Raw genomic sequence first — 18,987 nt, 5'->3', positions numbered from 1 at the left:
TGCCCCGAGCGCGGTGCGAGAGTCCGAATGCGGCTGCCTCGACGTCGATTCCGCGCGCCGGTCGACGCGTGCACAGAATGGCGGCCCCGCGCATCTATGCGCACGCAGCGTACGACTGCCTGCGACACGGTGACGAGGGCTGACCGCCAGACCGGCCCAAGAGAGTTGAGAATGCAGCACCGAGCGAGAGCTGGCCGAAGGCGATGTCCGCCGCCCAGGTCGCGAAGCGCGTCTTCGCACAATGGGGCCCATCCAATCGATGAGCACCGAGAGGACGGCTATCGGTGTAATGACAGTCACTCCCTTCCCTGCGGTACCGCCCGTAACGTCGATGGCATGACGAACACCCTCACGCTGAACAACGGCGTCGACATCCCCGCCCTCGGCTTCGGCGTCTTCCAGACCCCGCCCGCTGAGACGGCCGAGGCGGTTGCGGCTGCTCTCTCGACGGGCTACCGTCTGATCGACACGGCGGCCGCGTACGCCAACGAGCGCGGCGTCGGAGATGCGCTGAAGGCATCCGGTTCTGCTCGCGACGACGTGTTCATCGAGTCGAAGGTCTGGATCAGCGACTACGGCTACGACGAGACGCTTCATGCGTTCGAGAAGAGCTCGCGGAAGCTGCATGTCGACGTCATCGACCTGTTCATCCTTCATCAGGCGCTTCCGGGAGCGTTCGACAAGACCATCGCCGCGTACAAGGCGCTCGAGACGCTGCTCGCTGACGGCAAGGTGCGAGCCATCGGTGTGAGCAACTTCATGATCGATCACCTCACGACCCTTCTCGACGAGACCGATGTGGTCCCTGCCGTGAACCAGATCGAGGTCCACCCCTACTTTCAGCAGCGCGACCTGCAGGACTTCGGCACGCGGCACGGCATCCTCACGCAGGCGTGGTCTCCGATCGGCGGCATCACCTCGTACCGGGGCGACGACTCGAAGAGCACGTTCAACGACCCGGTCATCGTCGAGATCGCCCAGGCGCACGAGAAGAGCGCTGCGCAGGTCATGCTCCGGTGGCACATCCAGCACGGCGTCCAGGCCATCCCGAAGTCCGTCAAGCCCGCTCGCATCGCCGAGAACTTCGACGTGTTCGACTTCGAGCTCACCCCCGACGAGATCGCCCGCATCGACGCGCTCGACACCGGCGTGCGAGGCGGACCCGAGCCCGAGGTCGTCACCCTCGAGACGTTCGGCCGCGACATCCCAGAGGACTGACGTGCTCTATCGACAACGCCGCGAAGGGGCCTAGCGTGACGGGCATGGACCAGCAGGCAGAGGTGCGGGAGTTCCTCCTCACCCGCCGAGCACGACTGACGCCCGACCGGGCCGGCATCATCGGCGGAGGCCGCCGCCGCGTCGAAGGGCTGCGCCGCGAGGAAGTCGCGATGCTCGCGGGAATGAGCGTCGACTACTACGCGCGCATGGAGCGCGGCAACCTCGCCGGCGTCTCCCCCGAGGTGCTCGACGCCCTCGCCCGTGCGCTGCAGCTCGACGAGGCCGAGACCGCACACCTCCACGACCTCGCACACGCTGCGGCTCCCGCCGGCCCGAGGCGAAAGCGTCCGCGCGCGGGAAACGTCACGATCCGTCCCGAGCTGCAGCGACTGCTCGACGCGATCACCGCGCCGGCGTACATCGCCAACACCCGCAAGGACTTCCTCGCCACCAACGACATCGGGCATGCGGTGTTCTCGCCGATCATCGACGACCCGGCCAACGGGCGGAACAACGCGCGCTTCACCTTCCTCAACCCCGCCGCTCGAACCTTCTACACCGACTGGGAGGCGGGGGCGAACAGCATCGTCGCGTCCCTCCGCGTGGAGGCCGGCCGCAACCCTCATGACAAGCCGCTCACCGACCTCATCGGCGAACTCGTCACCCGCAGCGACGTCTTCCGGGCCCGCTGGGCGGCACACGACGTCCGCTTCCACCGCACCGGGAGCAAGCGCCTCCACCACCCCGATGTCGGCGACCTGGCGTTCGACTACGAAGCCCTCGAGCTTCCCGCCGACAACGGGCTGATCATGTTCACCATGACTCCTGCCGTCGACACCCCGACCGAGGAGCGACTGCGCCTTCTCGGAAGCCTGGCCGCCACCCGCGCAGGGAGCAGAGCCGCGGACTCAGCGCCGATCCGGGCAGGGAACCCGTCGTGGCAGGCCGCGCGCGCCGGCTATCGCGATGTCGTTTGAATCGAAGGGAATCGAATCATGGAGTACCGTCCGCTGGGCCGCACAGGGGTGAAAGTCAGCCCGCTCTGCGTGGGCACGATGATGTTCGGCCCCTGGGGTAACCAGGACGAGGCGGACAGCATCCGCATCACTCACGCCGCACTGGATGCCGGGATCAACGTCGTCGACACCGCCGACGTCTACTCGGCCGGGGTGTCGGAGGAGATCACCGGCAAAGCGTTGAAGGGACGCCGCGACGAGGTCGTGCTGGCGACGAAGTTCTTCATGCCGATGGATCCGGACGACCCGAACCAGCGCGGCGGGTCTCGCAGATGGATCATCCGCGCGGTCGAGGACTCGCTCCGGCGCCTGGATACCGACTACATCGACCTCTACCAGGTGCACCGCCCGAGCCCGGATACCGACGTCGAGGAGACTCTCGGCGCCCTGTCCGACCTCGTCCACCAGGGCAAGATCCGCTACATCGGGAGCTCATCGTATTCGGGGTCGCAGATCGTGGAGGCGCAGTGGGCGTCGCAGCAGCGGAACCTCGAGCGATTCGTCACCGAGCAGCCCCCGTACTCGATCCTGGTGAGGGGGATCGAGGACGACGTGCTCCCCACGGCCCGGCGTCACGGGATGGGCACGCTCACGTACAGCCCGCTCGCGGGGGGATGGCTCACCGGGCGGTGGCGGAAGGACTCCCCGTCGGCGCCGACCTCGAGCGCTCGACCGTCCGCGCGATTCGACATGACCTCGCCCGCGAACCAACGCAAGCTCGACATCGTCGAGGACCTCGCCGCGGTCGCCGACGAGGCGGGTCTGTCGATGATCGAGCTCGCGATCGCTTTCGTGATCAACCACCCGGGGGTCACCGCTGCCATCGTCGGGCCCCGCACGATGGAGCAGCTCGAGTCGTACCTGCCGGCGGCCGGTGTCGTGCTGAGCCCGGCCGTCCTGGACCGGATCGACGGGATCGTCGCGCCGGGCGTCACCATCAACCCCGACGACAACAGCTACGGCGCGCACGAGCTGCTCCCGGCTGCACGGCGACGCGGCAGCATCCGATGACCCGCTGACGTAAGGAAGAGGATCCGATGAACATCGAACCCGTGGCGCCCACAGTGAAGAACCCGCCGGACAAGTTCGCTGGAGACGTGTGGCTCGACCCGATCGCCACCCCGCATGAAGCGGATCAGCGGATGACGGTGGCGACGGTGCGGTTCGCGCCCGGCGGCCGCACCGCTTGGCACTCTCACGCCCGCGGCCAGTACGTGCGCGTCACCCAGGGCGTCGCGCGCTTCGGGCACCGCGACGGCACGATCATCGACGTGCCGGCCGGCCAGACTCTGTACACCCCGCCGGGGGAGGACCACTGGCATGCCGCTGCGCCCGGATGCTTCATGGAGCACATCGCGATGCTCGAAGCGGGCGATGACCCGGCGACGACCACGATCTGGAAAGAGCACATCACCGACGCCGAGTACCGCGGCACGGCGAGCGAAGGAGCCGACGATGACCGGATGGACTGACGCCGAGCTGCGAGAACTGCACCGCGCCGGTGAGGTGAGAGTCGCGGGACGCCGTGCCGACGGCTCGAGTCGCACCCTCACCATCGTGTGGCACGTCGTCGTCGACGGCGACCTCTACCTGCGGTCGGTCAAGGGGCCGGACGGCGCGTGGTTCAAAGGTGTCGCCCGCCACTTCGAGGGCTTCCTCCGCTGGGACGGCACCACCCGGGCTGTCGCGTACACGCTCGACGTGTCGCACGATGACGCGATCGACGCGGCCTACTTCGCCAAGTACGGCCAGGGATCGGCCACCCGTTCGATCACCACCTCGCTTGCCCGGCAGACCACGCTGCGCGTCGACCCGCGCTGACCGAGGCGGGGCGGATATCCTGAACTGGGTTCTTACGCACGACGATAGCCGAGCGCGGTGAACTACATGGGGAACCGATCCCACGGCGGCGGGCGACATCGCGTCTCATCGGATCTCACGGACCCATTTCCGCCACAGGGTGCTCAGCTCCCTGCGCACCTCGATCGCCGATGATCGGGCCCCGTTCAGCTCACGGCAGCCCATCGAGAACCATTCGCTGAACAGGCCGCTCGTCTCGTTCTCCGTCTGGCGCAGTCTGCAGCCACGACCGAGCCGACGGAGTTCGCAGCACATTCTGGGGCAACACGTTCAGCGACGTGATCGCACGGCGGGCGATCGCTGGGTTCGGGGGGCGGGGGTACCGCCTCGGTGGCTTCGGACGCTCGGCCGAGATCATCTCCCGTGAGCCCCGCAGGATGCGCCGGCCTGGCGCGCCGGCTCACCCGGAGAGACAATGGCTCATGGCTGTGGACGTGCCTGTCGACCCTTCCGCCGACGAGACCCCGGCCGCGCCGGACGCGGCGGAGTCTGACGCGGTGCTCGCACGGCGCGCGCAGATGCTCGCAACGGAGCACTGGGGACTGCTCGCGGCCCGCGGCACGGCGCAGGGCGAGGTGCTCACCCGGATCACGATCTTCCTGACGCTCGTGTCCGCCGGCCTGGTGACGATCGGGCTGCTCGGGCAGGCGACCCGGTTCGACGGGTGGTTCGCCGGTGCGGCGCTGGTGATTCTCGGGTTCCTCGCGGTACTGGGACTGATGACCCAGGCGCGTGTGTTCAATGTGGCCGAAGAGGACCTCATGTACGTCGTGGCGATGAACCGGCTGCGCGGGGCATACGTCGACATGGACCCGCCCATTGAGAAGTACTTCCTCGCGGCTACAGCAGACGACATGGCGGGTTCGCAGCTCACCTATTCGTTCCTGCGCCGACGAAGCTTCAGTCACCTGTTCGGGAGCTCATTCATGCTGATCATCGTCGTCAATGCCTGCGTCGTCGGCCTGCTCGCGGGCGGCATCATCGTCGCGCTGGGCGGAGGTATCGGCTGGGCGATCGTCGTCGGACTGCTGGTCGGACTCGTGATCATGGCAGGCTTCGCGCGCTACGGCTTCTGGACATATCAGCAGGCGTGGCGCAACCACCGGCCGCTGCGATCTACACCGACGTGACCCGTGGTCTCGCGCCCAAACTCATCGCGAAGCATTCACGCGGGTGCGCCCCGTTCGTCGATCAGGTCACGCGGAACGCGGTGTACCGCACGGTCGCCGCGTGCCTGATGCAGGATGCCACGAACACCGCGTGCTCGAGTGACGCCAGAGCAGGTGCCGATGTCTCGATCCGCAACGCCGTTCTGAAGTAGTACTCGGTCGGCGCCACGTCCTCCCCGGCGAGCAATGCTGCGAGAACGTCGGGGGGCCCGCTGCGAACGCCGGACACCTGCAGAAACAGGAGGTCGTCGTCGGCCGTGCGGGCCGAGTAGCGGCCGTCGATCTCGAGCGCGCCGTCGGTGCGTACGAGCTGCCAGTCGGCTCCACCGGGCAGGATCGTCGCCTCGATCGCCCCGCTGATCTCACCGCCCACGATCGGAATGACTCGCCGATGTCCGGCCCGGGTGGCGCCGTGATCCTCGACGGGTCCCAGCCTGACGGTGACGTCGAAAGCCCGAACGAGCTCGGGAACGATCGGCTCGCTCACCTCACCCACCGCTGAGGTCGGGGATGGGTGGCCGATCCGTCGACACCGATCAGGATTCGCATAAGACGACCTCTCGCGCGCGTGGCTCTTCGATTCGAGCGCCGACTCAGGAACATACACGCCGGAGGCGTGCGCTGGTGGCGGCGTCAGGTCGCAGCGGGATCCGCCGCGCACTCGCTGTCGTCACGGGATGCACTTGTGTTCTGAGAGGCGCGGTCGACCGCTTCGCCCCCGGGCGCGCTCACGGCCAGCCGTCGGTCGGGATCGAGCTTGTCGAGGATGGCGAACGAGATGCCGGCCAGTTGCTGCACCCCGTCACCGTCGAGCCCGTCCAAGATCGTCTCCCGCACGGCCCGCTCGTACAGCGGCGCAGCCTCGGAGTAGACGGCCTCGCCGGCATCCGTCAGAACGGCGTTCGTGGCGCGGCCGTCTTCCTCGCACGCGGCGCGCGTGACCAACCCCTTACGTTCGAGTCCCGTGACGACTCGGGAGAGCCGGGGGAGGGTGGCATTGGTGCGGGCGGCCAGGGCTGTCAGCCGAAGTCGCCGCAGCTCCGCTTCGTGCAGCGCCTCCAAGAGCGTGAACTCGAAGGAGCCGATGCCGGCGTCGGCCAGCCGGCGGTCGAGCGCGGTGGGAAGCAGCTCCAGCAGTGCCCGCAGGCGCGCCACCGCCACGCGTTCGTCATACCTGAGCGCGTCCATGGGACCACTCTATCCCAAAAGTTGCACCTACAAGTATCTAGGGTATAGTTGCAGGTACAACCAAACTACACGGAGAAGGATTTGACATGAGCAGCTTCACGATCATCGGAACAGGCAGCATGGGCGACGCGATCGGCGGGATGCTCGCCGCCGGCGGCAACGACGTGATCCACGTCACGCGCGACCAGGTCGGCACCGCGCCCATCGTGGGCGACATCGTGATCCTCGCCGTCCCGTACCCTGCTGTGGCCGACATCGTCTCGCGAGCCGGCGAGCAGCTCGCCGGCAAGGTCGTGGTCGACATCACCAACCCGCTCGACTTCGAGACCTTCGACTCGCTGGTCGTCCCTGTCGGCAGCTCGGCAGCCGCCGAACTCCAGGCCGCACTTCCGCAGTCGTCCGTACTCAAGGCCTTCAACACCAACTTCGCCGGCACGATCTCGACCAAACAGGTCGGCGGTGTGCCCACGACCGTTCTGGTCGCGGGGGATGACGCGGCCGCGAAGGCCACTCTCTCCGCGGCCATCGTTGCGGGAGGTCTCGGTGCAATCGACGCCGGCTCGCTGGCGCGCGCGCACGAACTCGAGGCGATGGGCTTCCTGCAGCTGACGCTCGCCGTGGGAGAGCAGCTCCCCTGGACTGCCGGCTTCGCGATCGTGCGCTGAGAGATCGACGACACCTTCGCGCACATCCCATCAGTGCCCCACCTCGGCACTGTCGAACGGATGCTGCATCCGACATGCGGCGTGAGCCCGGCGCAGTCCGGGCTCACGCCGTGATCATTTCCGCAGTCCTCGAAAAGCAAATAACGACCGCCTGGTAGATTTTCACGTCGAAAACCTACCGACTGACCGGAATTGATGCTACCTTCGCCCTATCCGACGCACAGAGGCGTCGTCGAATCGAGGGGACCGAGGATGATCCGCACCCAGACCGATGCCGAGCAGGCGACCGCTCTCCGGGCTCGATGGATCAACGAGCCGGACTCGCGCGTCGAGCACGCAGCTCGCTGACCAGGAGCGGACCCCGCATGCTCATCTTCATCGTCAGGCGCCTGATCGCCGGCGTCGTGCTCCTCTTCGTCATCTCGGCTCTCGCTTTCAGCCTGCTCTATCTCGACAGTGCGAACGTCGCCCGCCGCATCCTCGGCCAGAACGCGACGCCCGAGCAGGTTCAGCGCAGAACTGAGGAGCTCGGTCTGAATCGCCCGCTCGTCGTGCAGTACTGGGACTGGCTCACCAATGCCCTCACCGGTGACCTCGGCCGGTCCTGGTTCAACGGCCAGCTGGTGACGGTGAGCCTCTCGGGCCGGGTGGCGGTGACCCTGTCGATCGTCATCGGAACGACGCTGGTCACGGCCGTCCTCGCGGTCCTCCTGGGCGTGCTCGCCGCGCGCCGCGGCGGGGGTGTGGATGCGACGGTGCAGGTCATCTCCGTGCTCGGCTTCGCGATCCCGGGCTTCCTGATCGCGCTGTACCTCGTGCTGATCTTCGCGATCGACCTCCACTGGTTCAAAGCCACCGGCTACGTGCCGCTGACCGAGTCCTTCACCGGATGGCTCTCGTCGGTCACGCTCCCCATCGCCGCTCTCTCCCTCGGGGCGATCGCCGCGGTGACCCAGCAGATCCGCGGCTCGATGATCGACGCGATGTCGCGCGACTACGTGCGCACGCTGCGCAGTCGAGGGCTGAGCGCCAACAGTGTCGTATACAGGCATGTCCTGCGCAACGCCGGCGGACCGGCCCTGGCCATCCTGGCGGTCCAGTTCATCGGCCTGTTGGGCGGTGCCGTCATCGTGGAGCAGGTCTTCGCCCTCCCCGGCATGGGCCAGCTCACCGTCCAGGCGGGGGTGCAGGGCGACATCCCGGTCATGATGGGCCTCGTCGTGGCGTTCGCCGTGATCGTGATCATCGTCAATCTCCTGATCGACCTCGCGCAGGCTGCGCTCAACCCGAAGGTGCGACTGTCATGACCGCGATCGAAGTGCCTCCGGCGATCCCGACTCCTCACGTCACGACATCGCTGTTCCGTCGCCTGATCCGCAAGCCCGTGGGTCTGGTCGCGCTGCTCTATCTCGGGTTCGTCGTGCTGATGGCGATCATCGGACCGTTCATCGCCCCATACGATCCGAACGAGGCATCCATCCAGCTGGTGCTCGCGCCACCCAGCGCGGAGCACCCCCTGGGCAACGACAGCGCGGGTCGTGACGTGCTGTCGCGGCTGCTCTGGGCCACGTCGGTCACACTCGCCGCAGCATCCGTGGCCGTCGTCACCTCTCTTGTCATCGGCGTCATCGGCGGTCTTGTCGCCGGGTACTTCAAGGGCTGGTTCGACAGCGTCGCATCCTGGGTGACCGCGCTCGTCATGGCACTGCCCGGCATCGTGATCCTGATCGCGGCGCGGGCGGTGCTGGGGCCATCGGTGTGGTGGGCCATGCTGATCTTCGGGATCATCCTGGCGCCCGCCTACTACCGCCTCGTGTACGCCACCGTCGTCGGCGTGCGCAGCGAGCTGTACGTCGACGCCGCTCGAGTGTCGGGTCTGTCCGACGTGCGCATCATCGGACGTCACATCCTGTCGGTCGTCAGGGCACCGATCATCATCCAGACGGCGATCATCGCCGGCATCGCGATCGCCATCCAGTCGGGCCTGGAATTCCTCGGCCTCGGTGACATGACTGTTCCGACGTGGGGTTCGATGCTCAACGACGGCTTCACGAACATCTACCGCGCGCCCATTCTCATGCTGTGGCCATCCCTCGCGATCGCGACGACATCGATCGCGCTGACCCTGCTCGCAAACGCGATGCGGGACGTGCTGGAGCGGACCACCAACGTCCGGCGGCGCCGCCGACGCGCCGTGACGACGGCGACGGGATCGATCGCGGCGGTCACCACCTCATTCGCGACGGGGGGTGCCGACTCCGAGCCGATCGACGATTCGTCGGAGCTGCCCGTCGTCCCCGGAACCGTCGTCCACGCCGACGACGAGCAGACGTCGCAGCGACCGCAGGAGCCGGTGCTCGCGATTCGCGATCTTCGCGTGGCCTACCAGCAGACCGAAGGCAGCGACATCGAGGTCGTACACGGAGTCTCGCTCGACGTGCGCAGGGGCGAGATCCATGGTCTGATCGGCGAGTCAGGGTCCGGCAAGACGCAGACCGCATTCGCGGTACTGGGCCTGCTTCCCCGTGGTGGGCACGTCTCGGGCGGGTCCATCCGGTACGAGGGCTCCGAGCTCGCAGGAGCTGCCGAACGCGTCTATGCCGGCGTGCGTGGCAAGCGGATCGGTTACATTCCGCAGGAGCCGATGTCGAACCTCGACCCGTCGTTCCGCATCGGGTACCAGCTGGTCGAGCCGCTGAGGAAGAACCTCGGACTCAGCAAGAAGGACGCGACCGACAAGTCGCTCGCGCTACTGGAACGCGTCGGCATCCCGAATCCGCGGCGCACGTTCGACGCGTACCCGTTCGAAGTCTCCGGCGGGATGGCGCAGCGCGTGCTCATTGCGGGTGCGGTCTCGACCGACCCCGATCTCATCATCGCCGACGAGCCCACCACCGCCCTGGACGTGACGGTGCAGGCAGAGGTGCTCGATCTGCTGCGTGATCTTCAGGCCGAGCGTCACATGGCGATGCTTCTGGTGACCCACAACTTCGGCGTCGTTGCCGACCTGTGCGATCGGGTCACGGTCATGCAGCAGGGTCTGTTCGTCGAGCAGGGGCCCGTACGCACGATTCTGGGCACGCCTTCGCATCCGTACACGCAGTCGCTGCTGGACGCGATCCTCGAAGAAGGTCCCGCCCGCTCGCCCTTGATCACGACGCGCTCGGAAGGAGCACATTCATGAGCATGCTGCTCGATGTGGCGGACCTCGAAGTGGCGTACCCGGGTAAGGGCTTCCGGGCCAAGCCGTTCCAGGCCCTCAAGGGCGTCTCCCTCGACATCAGGGCGGGTGAGACGGTGGGCCTCGTCGGCGAGTCCGGATCCGGCAAGACCACGCTGGGGCGGGCCGTGCTCGGGCTCGCGCCCGTCACCGGAGGCTCCATCGTCTACAACGGGCAGGACATCACCCACCTCGGCCGGCGGCAGCGCAGGGAGCTGTCCAGCGAGATCCAGGTCGTCTTCCAGGATCCGTACTCGTCGCTGAACCCGTCGCTGACGATCGAGCAGATCCTGAGCGAGCCCCTCACCGCGCGGGGTGTCGTCGCAAAGGAGGCGAAGGCGCGTGTTCACGACCTCCTCGACCGCGTGGGACTTCCCTCCAACGCAGCGGGGCGCCTGCCGCGGGAGTTCTCCGGCGGCCAGCGGCAGCGAATCGCGATCGCGAGAGCGCTTGCGCTGGATCCGAAGCTCATCGTGTGCGATGAGCCGGTGTCGGCTCTGGACCTGTCGACACAGGCCCGCGTGCTGGACCTGTTCATCGAGATCCAGGACCGCACAGGGGTGGCGTATCTGTTCGTGACCCACGACCTGGCGGTGGTGCGGCACATCAGTCATCGAGTCGCCGTGATGTATCGAGGGGAGATCGTCGAGACCGGCGACGGCGACCGCGTCACCTCGCAGCCCGAGCACCCGTACACACGGCGACTCTTCATGGCCTCGCCGGTCCCCGACCCGGACAAGCAGGCGGAGCGCCGCCTCGCCCGACGCGCGTTGATCGACGCCGAGGCGACGGCTGACGTCGCCTGATCGTCGCCGAACCGCAGCCCGTCCGCCCCGTCGGCGGCCCGTTCTCAGAAAGCGCTCTCTTCCTATGACCCACGCTGCCGCCCATCCCCGAACCGTGCAGCATCTCGTCCCGCTGCTCGAGCGCCTCACCCTCGAGCAGAAGGTGGCGCTCGTACAGGGCGCGGACTTCTGGACGACCGTGCCGATCCCCGAGATCGGCCTCCGTGCGATGACGCTGTCGGATGGGCCAGCCGGCGTCCGCGGTCCCCGGTGGGACGAGCGCGAGCCGTCGCTGAACCTCCCGTCGGGCTCCGCTCTCGCGGCGTCGTGGGACGTCGAGCTCGCCTACCGCTACGGTGCGGCCGCAGCATCCGAAGCGCGCCGGAAGGGCGTTGATGTGGTGCTCGGGCCGACGATCAACCTCCACCGCTCGCCACTCGGCGGCCGTCATTTCGAGTGCTTCAGCGAGGATCCCGAACTCAGCGCCGAACTCGCCGCCGCATACGTGCGCGGGTTGCAGGACAACGGGGTGGCCGCAACTCCGAAGCACTACGTCGCCAACGACTCCGAGACCGACCGCTTCACGGTGGATGTCCGGGTCAATGAGCGAGCGCTGCGCGAGCTCTACCTCCTTCCGTTCGAGCGCGCCATCGAGGCGGGCGCCTGGTCGATCATGAGCGCCTACAACGCCGTCAACGGCACCACGATGACCGAGAGCGACCTGCTCGAGACTCCGCTCAACTCGGAATGGGGTTTCGACGGCGTCGTCATCAGCGACTGGACGGCGGTCCGGTCGCTGGGCGCGGTCGCCGCGGCGCAGGATCTCGCGATGCCGGGGCCTTCCGCAGCGTGGGGCGAGCTCGCCGCTGCGATCCGAGACGGTCGCGCGGATGAGGCGGACGTCGACCGGAAGGTGCTGCGACTTCTCCTGCTCGCGGAGCGCGTCGGCGCCTTGGGCATCTCGACCCCGGTGGAACCCGCTGCCCTCGACGGTCGAGCGTTCGCACGCGAGGCCGCGATCGAGGGCGTCGTGCTGTTGCAGAACGACGGCGTGCTGCCATTGGATGCCGCGGCCCTGAGACACGTCGCGGTCATTGGCCAGAATGCGCGCGAGGCGCGAACCCAGGGCGGCGGCAGCGCGACCGTGATCCCCGAAGCCGTCGTCTCGCCGTTCGAGGCCATCCGGGCTGCAGCATCCGGCGAGGACGTACGGTACGAGATCGGTGCGATCGTGCAGGAGGGTGTCGTGGAGATTCCGCTCGAGCGACTCACCAACCCCGTCACCGGCGAGGCCGGCGTTCGCGTCGGATTCCACGACGCAGCGGGGAGCGAGATCTTCAGCGAGGATCGCCGCTCGACCGCTCTGGTGTGGTTCGGCGGTGACGTGCCGCTCGGACCGACGGACACCGTCGTGCTGCGTACCCGCTACACCGCTGATGCCACTACGGCGATCGAACTCGGATTCGCCAGCGCGAGTCCCGCCAAGATCTTCGTCGACGACGCGCTTCTCGTCGACGAGGCCCCCGTGGTGGAGGGCACCGATCTCGGCGCCGCGTTCCTCAGCCCTCCCTCGGCCACGGCGGCCCTCGACGTGATCGAGGGCGTGACCTATGACCTGCGCGTCGAGGTCTCGCTGGCGACCGCGGAGGACTCGCCCATCGACGCTCTGAGCGTGACGCTGGGTACCGCGCCCGAGCGGGCCGACCCGGACGAGCTCATCGCCCGTGCTGTGGCCATCGCGGCGGCATCCGATGTCGCTGTCATCGTCGTCGGCACGAATTCGAAGGTGGAGTCGGAGGGATACGACCGCGACAGCATCGACCTCCCGGGGCGCCAGAACGATCTCGTGCACGCTGTCGCAGCCACCGGCACCCCGACGATCGTGGTGGTGAACGCCGGGTCGCCCGTGGCGCTTCCGTGGGCGGGCGAGGTCGCGGCCATCATGCAGGGGTACTTCGGCGGGCAGGAGTTCGGACACGCCATCGCCGACGTGCTCATGGGCGCGTCAGAACCCGGCGGTCGCCTGCCGACCACGTGGCCCACCGCGCTCGCGGATGTGCCTGTGTCACAGGTCGCACCGGTCGACGGCGTGCTCGAGTACGGCGAAGGCCTGCACGTCGGATACCGTGCCTGGCTGAGGTCGGGGGCGGCTCCGGCTTTCCCGTTCGGGCATGGGCTGGGCTACACCACGTGGTCCTGGGAGACCGCGCGGCGTGAAGGTGACGCCGTCGTCGTCTCGGTCTCGAACACTGGTGACCGCGTGGGCAAACAGGTCATCCAGGTGTACGCCGAGCGCAGTGACTCCGCGGTAGAGCGCCCCCAGCGGTGGCTCGTGGGCTTCGCCTGCGTCACAGCCGGCGCAGGAGAGACCGCCACCGCGACAGTTCGGCTCCCCGACCGTCGGTTCGCGCATTGGTCGAAGGGGTGGACAGTCGAACCCGGGGCCTACGATCTTCGCGTCGGCGCATCGGTCGAGGACCTGCCGCTCGCGCTGGAGTGGAGGGTCGGCTGACGGGCCGGAAGGAAGCGGGCGGTCGTCAGGCGTTGAGCGCCGACGGCTCGACGGTGAAGTCGATGTCGGTGATCGTGGAAAGGTACTTCGCGAGTTCCTGAGGCATATCGATTCCCGCGGGATCGAGAAGCCACTGGATCTGCAGACCGTCCATGATGGCAAGGGTTCCGATCGCCGCTGATTCGGGCGTCATCCCGTGCCCGAGACGGTCCTCGTCGGCCAATCCTGCGAAGGCTTCGCGAACGAGCTCCCGGGTACGTGCGTACCTGGTGACGAAGTGCTGATGCGCCGGGTGGTCTTCGGCCGCCGCTTCGGTGGACAGCACCGCATAGAGCTTGACGATGCCCGGCTTGGAGGCGTTGATGGCCGCAATGTGCACCAGCGTGTGCAGAGCGCTGGCACTGTCACGGGTGAACTGACGGATGGTGGCCGCATCGATCTCGTCGCGATGATCGAGCATCGCGTCCAGGAGTGAGATCTTGTCCGGGAAATGATGCAGCAGGCCCGAGTGACTGATGCCGGCGCGCTTGGCGATGTCGCGGAGCGAGCCCGAGTGATATCCGGACGCGGAGAACACGTCCAGCGCCGCCTCGAGAATCGCGACGCGCGTCTGGGCGGTCTTGCGGTAGGGTCCCCGCGTCTTCAGCGGCTGTCGAGCAGAATCAGTCATGGCTCCCACACCGTATCCGGACCGATCGACGGTCGCCAGCCGAACACCCTTCATCACGAATCCATCACGAATACAGTCCACTTGGTCGGAATTCGGGTAGCTTGTCTCCCAAGGCGCGGTCCATGGTGGATCGCCGACGTCAGAAGGGCCGAAGATGCTCCGCTGGAAGACCATGGCCGCTGCCATTGTGGTGGCCTCCCTTGCGCTGGCGGGTTGCTCCGCCACCTCAGAGCCGAACGATGACACGGCACCCGATTCCGTCGTCATCGGCCAGTTCCTCGCTCCCGCGACGTTCGACACGACGCAGGCCGAGTGGGGAAACCGGGCGCTCTACTACCAGGCCGTGTACGACACTCTGCTCTACAACGCATCCGACGGCAGCGTCGAGCCCAACCTCGCCACCGAGTACACCTACTCGGATGACAACAAGGAGCTGACCCTCACCCTTCGGGACGACGTGACGTTCACCGATGGCACGGATCTGACGGCCGACGTCGTCAAGCAGAACCTCGAGCGTTTCAAGGACGGCGGGGGTGCGTACGCGGGAGATCTCGCCAACGTCGAGTCGATCGCAGCGCCGGACGACACAACCGTCGTGCTCACGCTGAGCGCACCCGATCCCGCCCTGCTCGCGTACCTCAGCCGTGAAGCGGGTCTGATCGCCGCCCCGGCGATGTTCGACGCCGAGGATGCCGACACCAACCCGATCGGCTCGGGACCCTACATCCTCGATCAGGATGCCACCACGACGGGGACAAGCTACGTGTTCACCAAGAACCCCGACTACTGGAACCCCGACGTGCAGCACTACGAGACGGTCACCATGAACGTGCTCGCAGACCCGACGGCCGGCGTCAACGCCGTCCAGGCGGGCGAGGTCGACACGATGGTCCTCACCGACAACAACAATCTCGACCAGATCGAGGCGGCGGGCTTCGAGATCCAGTCCAGCGAGCTGAACTTCCAGGGTCTGCTCCTGCTCGATCGCGCGGGCGAGATGAACCCAGCCCTGGGCGATGTGAAGGTGCGTCAGGCGATCAACTTCGCCCTCGACCGGGAGGGGCTTCTCGAGGCGCTCCAGCTCGGACACGGCACCGTGACGACGCAGGTCTTCAACAAGGCCTCCGGGGCTTACGACCCGGAGCTGGACGAGTTCTACACGTACGACCCCGACAAGGCGCGCGAGCTTCTGGACGAAGCCGGCTACGGCGACGGGCTCAGCATCGAGATGTCGAGCACGGCGGTGCTGGGAGCTGCCCAGTTCCCCCTCATCGCGCAGCAGCTCGAGGACGTCGGGATCACCGTGACCTGGGTCGACACGCCGGTTGAGAACTACATCGCCGATCTGACGGCCCCGAAGTACGCCGCGGTCCCGATGCAGCTCGAGACCAACGCCGACTGGCAGCTGATCCAGTTCATGATCTCGCGCACGGCGCCGTTCAACCCCTTCAAGTACGGCGACGAGACGACCGATCAGCTGATCTCCGAGATCCAGAATGGCGACGAGGCGACTCAGGTGGAGAAGGCGAAGGAGCTCAACGCGTACATCGTCGAGCAGGGCTGGTTCGCTCCCTACTACCGGGTCAGCGCCGGGTACGCGAACAACCCCGAGGTCACGGACGTGACTCTCAACGCGACGAACATCGTGCCGTCGCTGTTCGACATCACGCCCGTCGGATAGTCCAGAGTGAGCGGGGCGGGCGGATACTCACGGCCGCCCGCCCCGCCCGCTGTCGCGCGTGGCGCCAGCGGTCCGATCGGTTCGGTGTCGAGGAGGAATGCGAAACATGGTCGAGTTCGACGTCGCGGAGTTCATTCGCAATCTCGAGGTGAATGGTCCTCCGACGGACCCACGCCCTGGGCTCGACACCGCCGCGCTGGTCGGGGCCGATCCATCACTCGCCCGCGTGCGCGTGGAGGATGTGGCGATCGACGGGCCGCACGGCGCCGTAGTGGCGAGGATCTATACGGGCTCGACCGCAGATCCGGTCGACGGACTGGTCTGGGTGCACGGCGGGGGGTTCGTCGGGGGCAGTCTCGATATGCCGGAAGCGCACTGGGTGTCGCTGTACATCGCGTCCCGAGGGGTGCCCGTGATGTCGGTGGACTATCGCAAGGCGCTGCACGGCGTGAAGTACCCGGTGCCCGTCGATGATGTCCTGGCGGCGTGGAAGTGGGCTGCGGGACCTGATCGCCCGCTCGGGGTGGACGCAGAACGACTGCACCTCGGTGGAGCGAGTGCGGGCGCCAACCTCTCCACCGCCGTGGCGCAGAGACTGCGGGACGAGGGGGCTGCAGGGCCGCGCTCGCTCGTGCTCGTCTACCCGCTGCTGCATGCGGAGCTGCCGGCGCTGAGCGACGAGCTGCGAGCGGCCCTGGACGAGAACCCGCCGCCGGTGAGATTCACGCCGGGAGTGGTGCGCGGATTCAACACGAACTACGCGGGCGAACCGCTCGGGAAGGCCCGGTACGCGTTTCCCGCCGACGGCGACCTCGCCGGACTCCCGCCCATCCTGATCGTCAACGCAGAGGCAGACGAGATGCGCGCATCGGGCGAGGACTTCGGCGCGAAGCTCGCCGCACTGCGCCATCCTCACTCGTCGCGTACCGCGCTCGGCACCCAGCATGGCTACCTCGATCTGCCCGGCGACCCGAGCGCGAGGCGCACACTGGACGACCTGATCGAGTGGATCGCCGACGCGGAAAGCCCGCACGACGCGGGTGGGGCGCTGACATGATCGATCTCTCGCGCACGGACGGTGTCAACGGGTCGGTCGCCGCTGGTTTCGAGGGCGTCGCCGATGCGATGGCGGCCCTCGCGGCCGAGTCCTCGGACTACTCGGCGCAATTCTGCGCCTATCACCGGGGCGTGCCGGTCGTGGACATCTGGGCGGGTTCGGACGCCGGCCCGGACCGGATTCACGGTGTCTTCTCCGTGACCAAGGGAATGGCGGGCGCCTGCATCGCGATCCTCGTCGACCGCGGACTGATCGACCTGGATGCGCCGGTCGGGCGGTACTGGCCGGAGTTCGCGCAATCGGGGAAGGCTGCGATCACGGTGCGTTCGGCGCTGTCGCATCAAGCGGGTGTTGTCGGCGTCGATCCTCAAGTCTCTCTGGCTGTCACGCTCGACCACGATGAGATGGCGCGCCTGGTCGCGCGGCAGATGCCGTTCTGGCGGCCCGGGGCGGGAATGGGATACCACGCGCTCACGATCGGCACGATCATGGACGAACTGATCCGTCGAGTGACCGGTGCGACCGCCGCAGAGTTCTTCCGCGACCAGGTCGCGGGCCCGCGAGCGATCGATGCGTACATCGCGGTACCCGACGTCATGGAGTCACGAGTGGATCCCGTGCTGCCGGTGCGGACCATGGACGCCCAGCCGGCAGAGGTTCCGCAGCAGCCCTTCGTCGAACCGGCCTCGCTGACCGGTGTCGCGTTCAACGCGGCGCGATTCGACCCGTTCGACCCTCCCCTGGCGAATCTGCGCGCCGCGCGCGCCGCCGGTCACGCAGCGGTCGGCGGTGCCGCCAGCGCCCGCGGGTTGGCGCGGTTGTACGCAGCGATCACCGAGGACATCGACGGTCGGGGACCGCTGGTGTCTTCCGCCACTGTGGCCGAGATGTCGCAGCTGCAGGTCGCCGCGGTGGACCTCGTCCTCGGGCTGCCTGCTCGATACGCCGTCGTATGGCAGAAGGCGGACGAGCGTCTGGCATACGGAAGCCATCGCGCGTTCGGTCACGATGGCGCCGGCGGTGCCTTCGGCGTCGCCGACCCCGAGTTCCGGCTCGCTGTGGGCTACGTGCCGAGCCGGCTCACCGAACCAGGGGGCGCAGATCCCCGGGGGCTCGCGCTTGCCGCCGCAGCCCGGCGCGCCGTCATCGCCGGCTGAGACGACGCCTTCCGTCAGGAGGGCGCGACGCTGCCGGTGCGACGGACATCCGTCAGGTCGACGTCGGTGATCGTCTGAAGGTAGGTGGCGAGCTCTTCGGGCATCTCGACCGTGCTCGGGTCGAGGAGCCATTGGACTTGGAGCCCGTCCATCATCGCGAGCGTGCCGATGGCAGCCGAAGCGGGACTGATGCCCGGCGCGAGGTGGCCCTGCGCCGCGAGTGTCTCGAAGGCGTCCCGTACGAAAGCTCTGGTCTGTGCGTAGCGGTGGATGAAGTGGCTGTGGGCAGGGTGGTCGACCGACGTCGCCTCGGTCGACAGGATCGAGAACAGCTTGACGATCTCGCGCTTGCGGGCGTTCGTCGCAGCGAGCTGCACGAGTGCCGCCAACGCCGTCCGACCATCCGCGCTCAGCCCTCGGAGCGTGTCCGCGTCGCCGTTGTCGCGCTGTTCGAGCATCGCTTCGAGGAGCGCGCCTTTGTCGGCGAAATGGTGGAGCACGCCCGCGTTGCTCATCCCGACCCTACGTGCCACGTCGCGAAGCGAGCCGGAGTGGAACCCCGACTCCGCGAACACCTCCAGGGCCGCGTTCAGGATCGCTTCGCGTGTGCCGGCTGTCTTCCGATACGGCCCGCGGGCACGCCCCTCGCGTGCGGGGGCCCGCCCGCCGTCGACCCCTCGCGGGGCCCCGGCTGGGTCTTCCGCTCCTTCAGCCGCCAGAGACATCCTTGAAAATCTACCACTTGGTTGAAATTGATGCTAGCCTCCGTCGAGGCCCGGCCGAAGGCCG

Annotated in this window: 18 protein-coding genes; 14 read left to right on the top strand and 4 right to left on the bottom strand. The window is 67.6% G+C overall.

Going from position 1 to position 18,987, the window contains the following annotated elements:
• Positions 1-336: 336 nt before the first annotated feature.
• The 6 genes from OL358_RS04945 (at position 337) to OL358_RS04920 (ending at position 5,224) form a co-directional block, all read left to right on the top strand.
• Positions 337-1,218: an aldo/keto reductase gene (locus tag OL358_RS04945; RefSeq protein WP_264708831.1), complete on the top strand. Its 882-nt coding sequence runs from the start codon at positions 337-339 to the stop codon at positions 1,216-1,218.
• Positions 1,219-1,262: 44 nt separating this feature from the next.
• Positions 1,263-2,195, top strand: a complete 933-nt coding sequence (locus tag OL358_RS04940; RefSeq protein WP_264708830.1) for a helix-turn-helix transcriptional regulator — start codon at positions 1,263-1,265, stop codon at positions 2,193-2,195.
• An 18-nt stretch (positions 2,196-2,213) separates the two neighbouring features.
• Entirely contained in the window at positions 2,214-3,245 is a 1,032-nt protein-coding gene (locus OL358_RS04935; RefSeq protein ID WP_264708829.1) for an aldo/keto reductase, read from the top strand.
• A 26-nt stretch (positions 3,246-3,271) separates the two neighbouring features.
• Positions 3,272-3,706, top strand: coding sequence for a cupin domain-containing protein (locus OL358_RS04930; protein WP_264708828.1), 435 nt, complete (start codon positions 3,272-3,274; stop codon positions 3,704-3,706).
• Positions 3,690-4,055, top strand: coding sequence for a DUF2255 family protein (locus OL358_RS04925; protein ID WP_264708827.1), 366 nt, complete (start codon positions 3,690-3,692; stop codon positions 4,053-4,055). Before OL358_RS04930 ends, OL358_RS04925 begins: the two co-directional genes overlap by 17 nt.
• A 461-nt stretch (positions 4,056-4,516) precedes the next feature.
• Positions 4,517-5,224: a hypothetical protein gene (locus tag OL358_RS04920; protein WP_264708826.1), complete on the top strand. Its 708-nt coding sequence runs from the start codon at positions 4,517-4,519 to the stop codon at positions 5,222-5,224.
• A gap of 61 nt (positions 5,225-5,285) precedes the next feature.
• Here OL358_RS04920 and OL358_RS04915 read toward each other — a convergent pair whose 3' ends face one another.
• The gene (locus OL358_RS04915; RefSeq protein ID WP_264708825.1) at positions 5,286-5,750 is read right to left on the bottom strand and encodes a DUF3237 domain-containing protein; all 465 of its coding nucleotides are present in this window, start codon (positions 5,748-5,750) and stop codon (positions 5,286-5,288) included.
• Between the two features lie 146 nt (positions 5,751-5,896).
• A complete protein-coding gene (locus OL358_RS04910) occupies positions 5,897-6,451 on the bottom strand; it encodes a MarR family winged helix-turn-helix transcriptional regulator (RefSeq protein ID WP_264708824.1) in 555 nt (184 codons plus the stop codon).
• A gap of 86 nt (positions 6,452-6,537) precedes the next feature.
• Here OL358_RS04910 and OL358_RS04905 point away from each other — a divergent pair, with 86 nt between their 5' ends.
• The 5 genes from OL358_RS04905 to OL358_RS04885 all read left to right on the top strand — a co-directional run bounded on the left by OL358_RS04905 (position 6,538) and on the right by OL358_RS04885 (position 13,633).
• Positions 6,538-7,116 carry an NADPH-dependent F420 reductase gene (locus OL358_RS04905; protein WP_264708823.1) on the top strand — a complete coding sequence of 193 codons (579 nt, stop codon included), beginning with the start codon at positions 6,538-6,540 and terminating at the stop codon, positions 7,114-7,116.
• Positions 7,117-7,481: 365 nt separating this feature from the next.
• Positions 7,482-8,423: an ABC transporter permease gene (locus tag OL358_RS04900; protein ID WP_264708822.1), complete on the top strand. Its 942-nt coding sequence runs from the start codon at positions 7,482-7,484 to the stop codon at positions 8,421-8,423.
• Positions 8,420-10,300, top strand: coding sequence for a dipeptide/oligopeptide/nickel ABC transporter permease/ATP-binding protein (locus OL358_RS04895; RefSeq protein ID WP_264708821.1), 1,881 nt, complete (start codon positions 8,420-8,422; stop codon positions 10,298-10,300). Before OL358_RS04900 ends, OL358_RS04895 begins: the two co-directional genes overlap by 4 nt.
• Complete coding sequence (locus OL358_RS04890; RefSeq protein WP_264708820.1) at positions 10,297-11,142, top strand: ATP-binding cassette domain-containing protein; 846 nt, start codon at positions 10,297-10,299, stop codon at positions 11,140-11,142. Before OL358_RS04895 ends, OL358_RS04890 begins: the two co-directional genes overlap by 4 nt.
• Positions 11,143-11,206: 64 nt before the next feature.
• Positions 11,207-13,633 (top strand): beta-glucosidase, encoded by a 2,427-nt coding sequence (locus tag OL358_RS04885; protein ID WP_413631337.1) that lies wholly within the window; start codon positions 11,207-11,209, stop codon positions 13,631-13,633.
• 25 nt (positions 13,634-13,658) lie between these two features.
• Here OL358_RS04885 and OL358_RS04880 read toward each other — a convergent pair whose 3' ends face one another.
• The gene (locus tag OL358_RS04880) at positions 13,659-14,489 is read right to left on the bottom strand and encodes a TetR/AcrR family transcriptional regulator (RefSeq protein ID WP_264708819.1); all 831 of its coding nucleotides are present in this window, start codon (positions 14,487-14,489) and stop codon (positions 13,659-13,661) included.
• On the opposite strand from OL358_RS04880, the gene OL358_RS04875 reads away from it, so the two are divergent.
• The 3 genes from OL358_RS04875 (at position 14,476) to OL358_RS04865 (ending at position 18,198) form a co-directional block, all read left to right on the top strand.
• Complete coding sequence (locus tag OL358_RS04875; protein ID WP_264708818.1) at positions 14,476-15,984, top strand: ABC transporter substrate-binding protein; 1,509 nt, start codon at positions 14,476-14,478, stop codon at positions 15,982-15,984. The genes OL358_RS04880 and OL358_RS04875 overlap by 14 nt on opposite strands.
• Positions 15,985-16,090: 106 nt before the next feature.
• Positions 16,091-17,041: an alpha/beta hydrolase gene (locus tag OL358_RS04870; RefSeq protein WP_264708817.1), complete on the top strand. Its 951-nt coding sequence runs from the start codon at positions 16,091-16,093 to the stop codon at positions 17,039-17,041.
• Positions 17,038-18,198 carry a serine hydrolase domain-containing protein gene (locus OL358_RS04865; protein ID WP_264708816.1) on the top strand — a complete coding sequence of 387 codons (1,161 nt, stop codon included), beginning with the start codon at positions 17,038-17,040 and terminating at the stop codon, positions 18,196-18,198. Before OL358_RS04870 ends, OL358_RS04865 begins: the two co-directional genes overlap by 4 nt.
• A 14-nt stretch (positions 18,199-18,212) precedes the next feature.
• On the opposite strand, the gene OL358_RS04860 is transcribed toward OL358_RS04865, so the two are convergent.
• A complete protein-coding gene (locus tag OL358_RS04860; protein ID WP_264708815.1) occupies positions 18,213-18,923 on the bottom strand; it encodes a TetR/AcrR family transcriptional regulator in 711 nt (236 codons plus the stop codon).
• Positions 18,924-18,987 lie beyond the last annotated feature (64 nt).

The sequence above is a fragment of the Microbacterium sp. SSM24 genome, from assembly GCF_025989145.1.
Taxonomy (GTDB): Bacteria; Actinomycetota; Actinomycetes; order Actinomycetales; family Microbacteriaceae; genus Microbacterium.
This window is presented reverse-complemented; position numbering and strand designations above follow the sequence as displayed.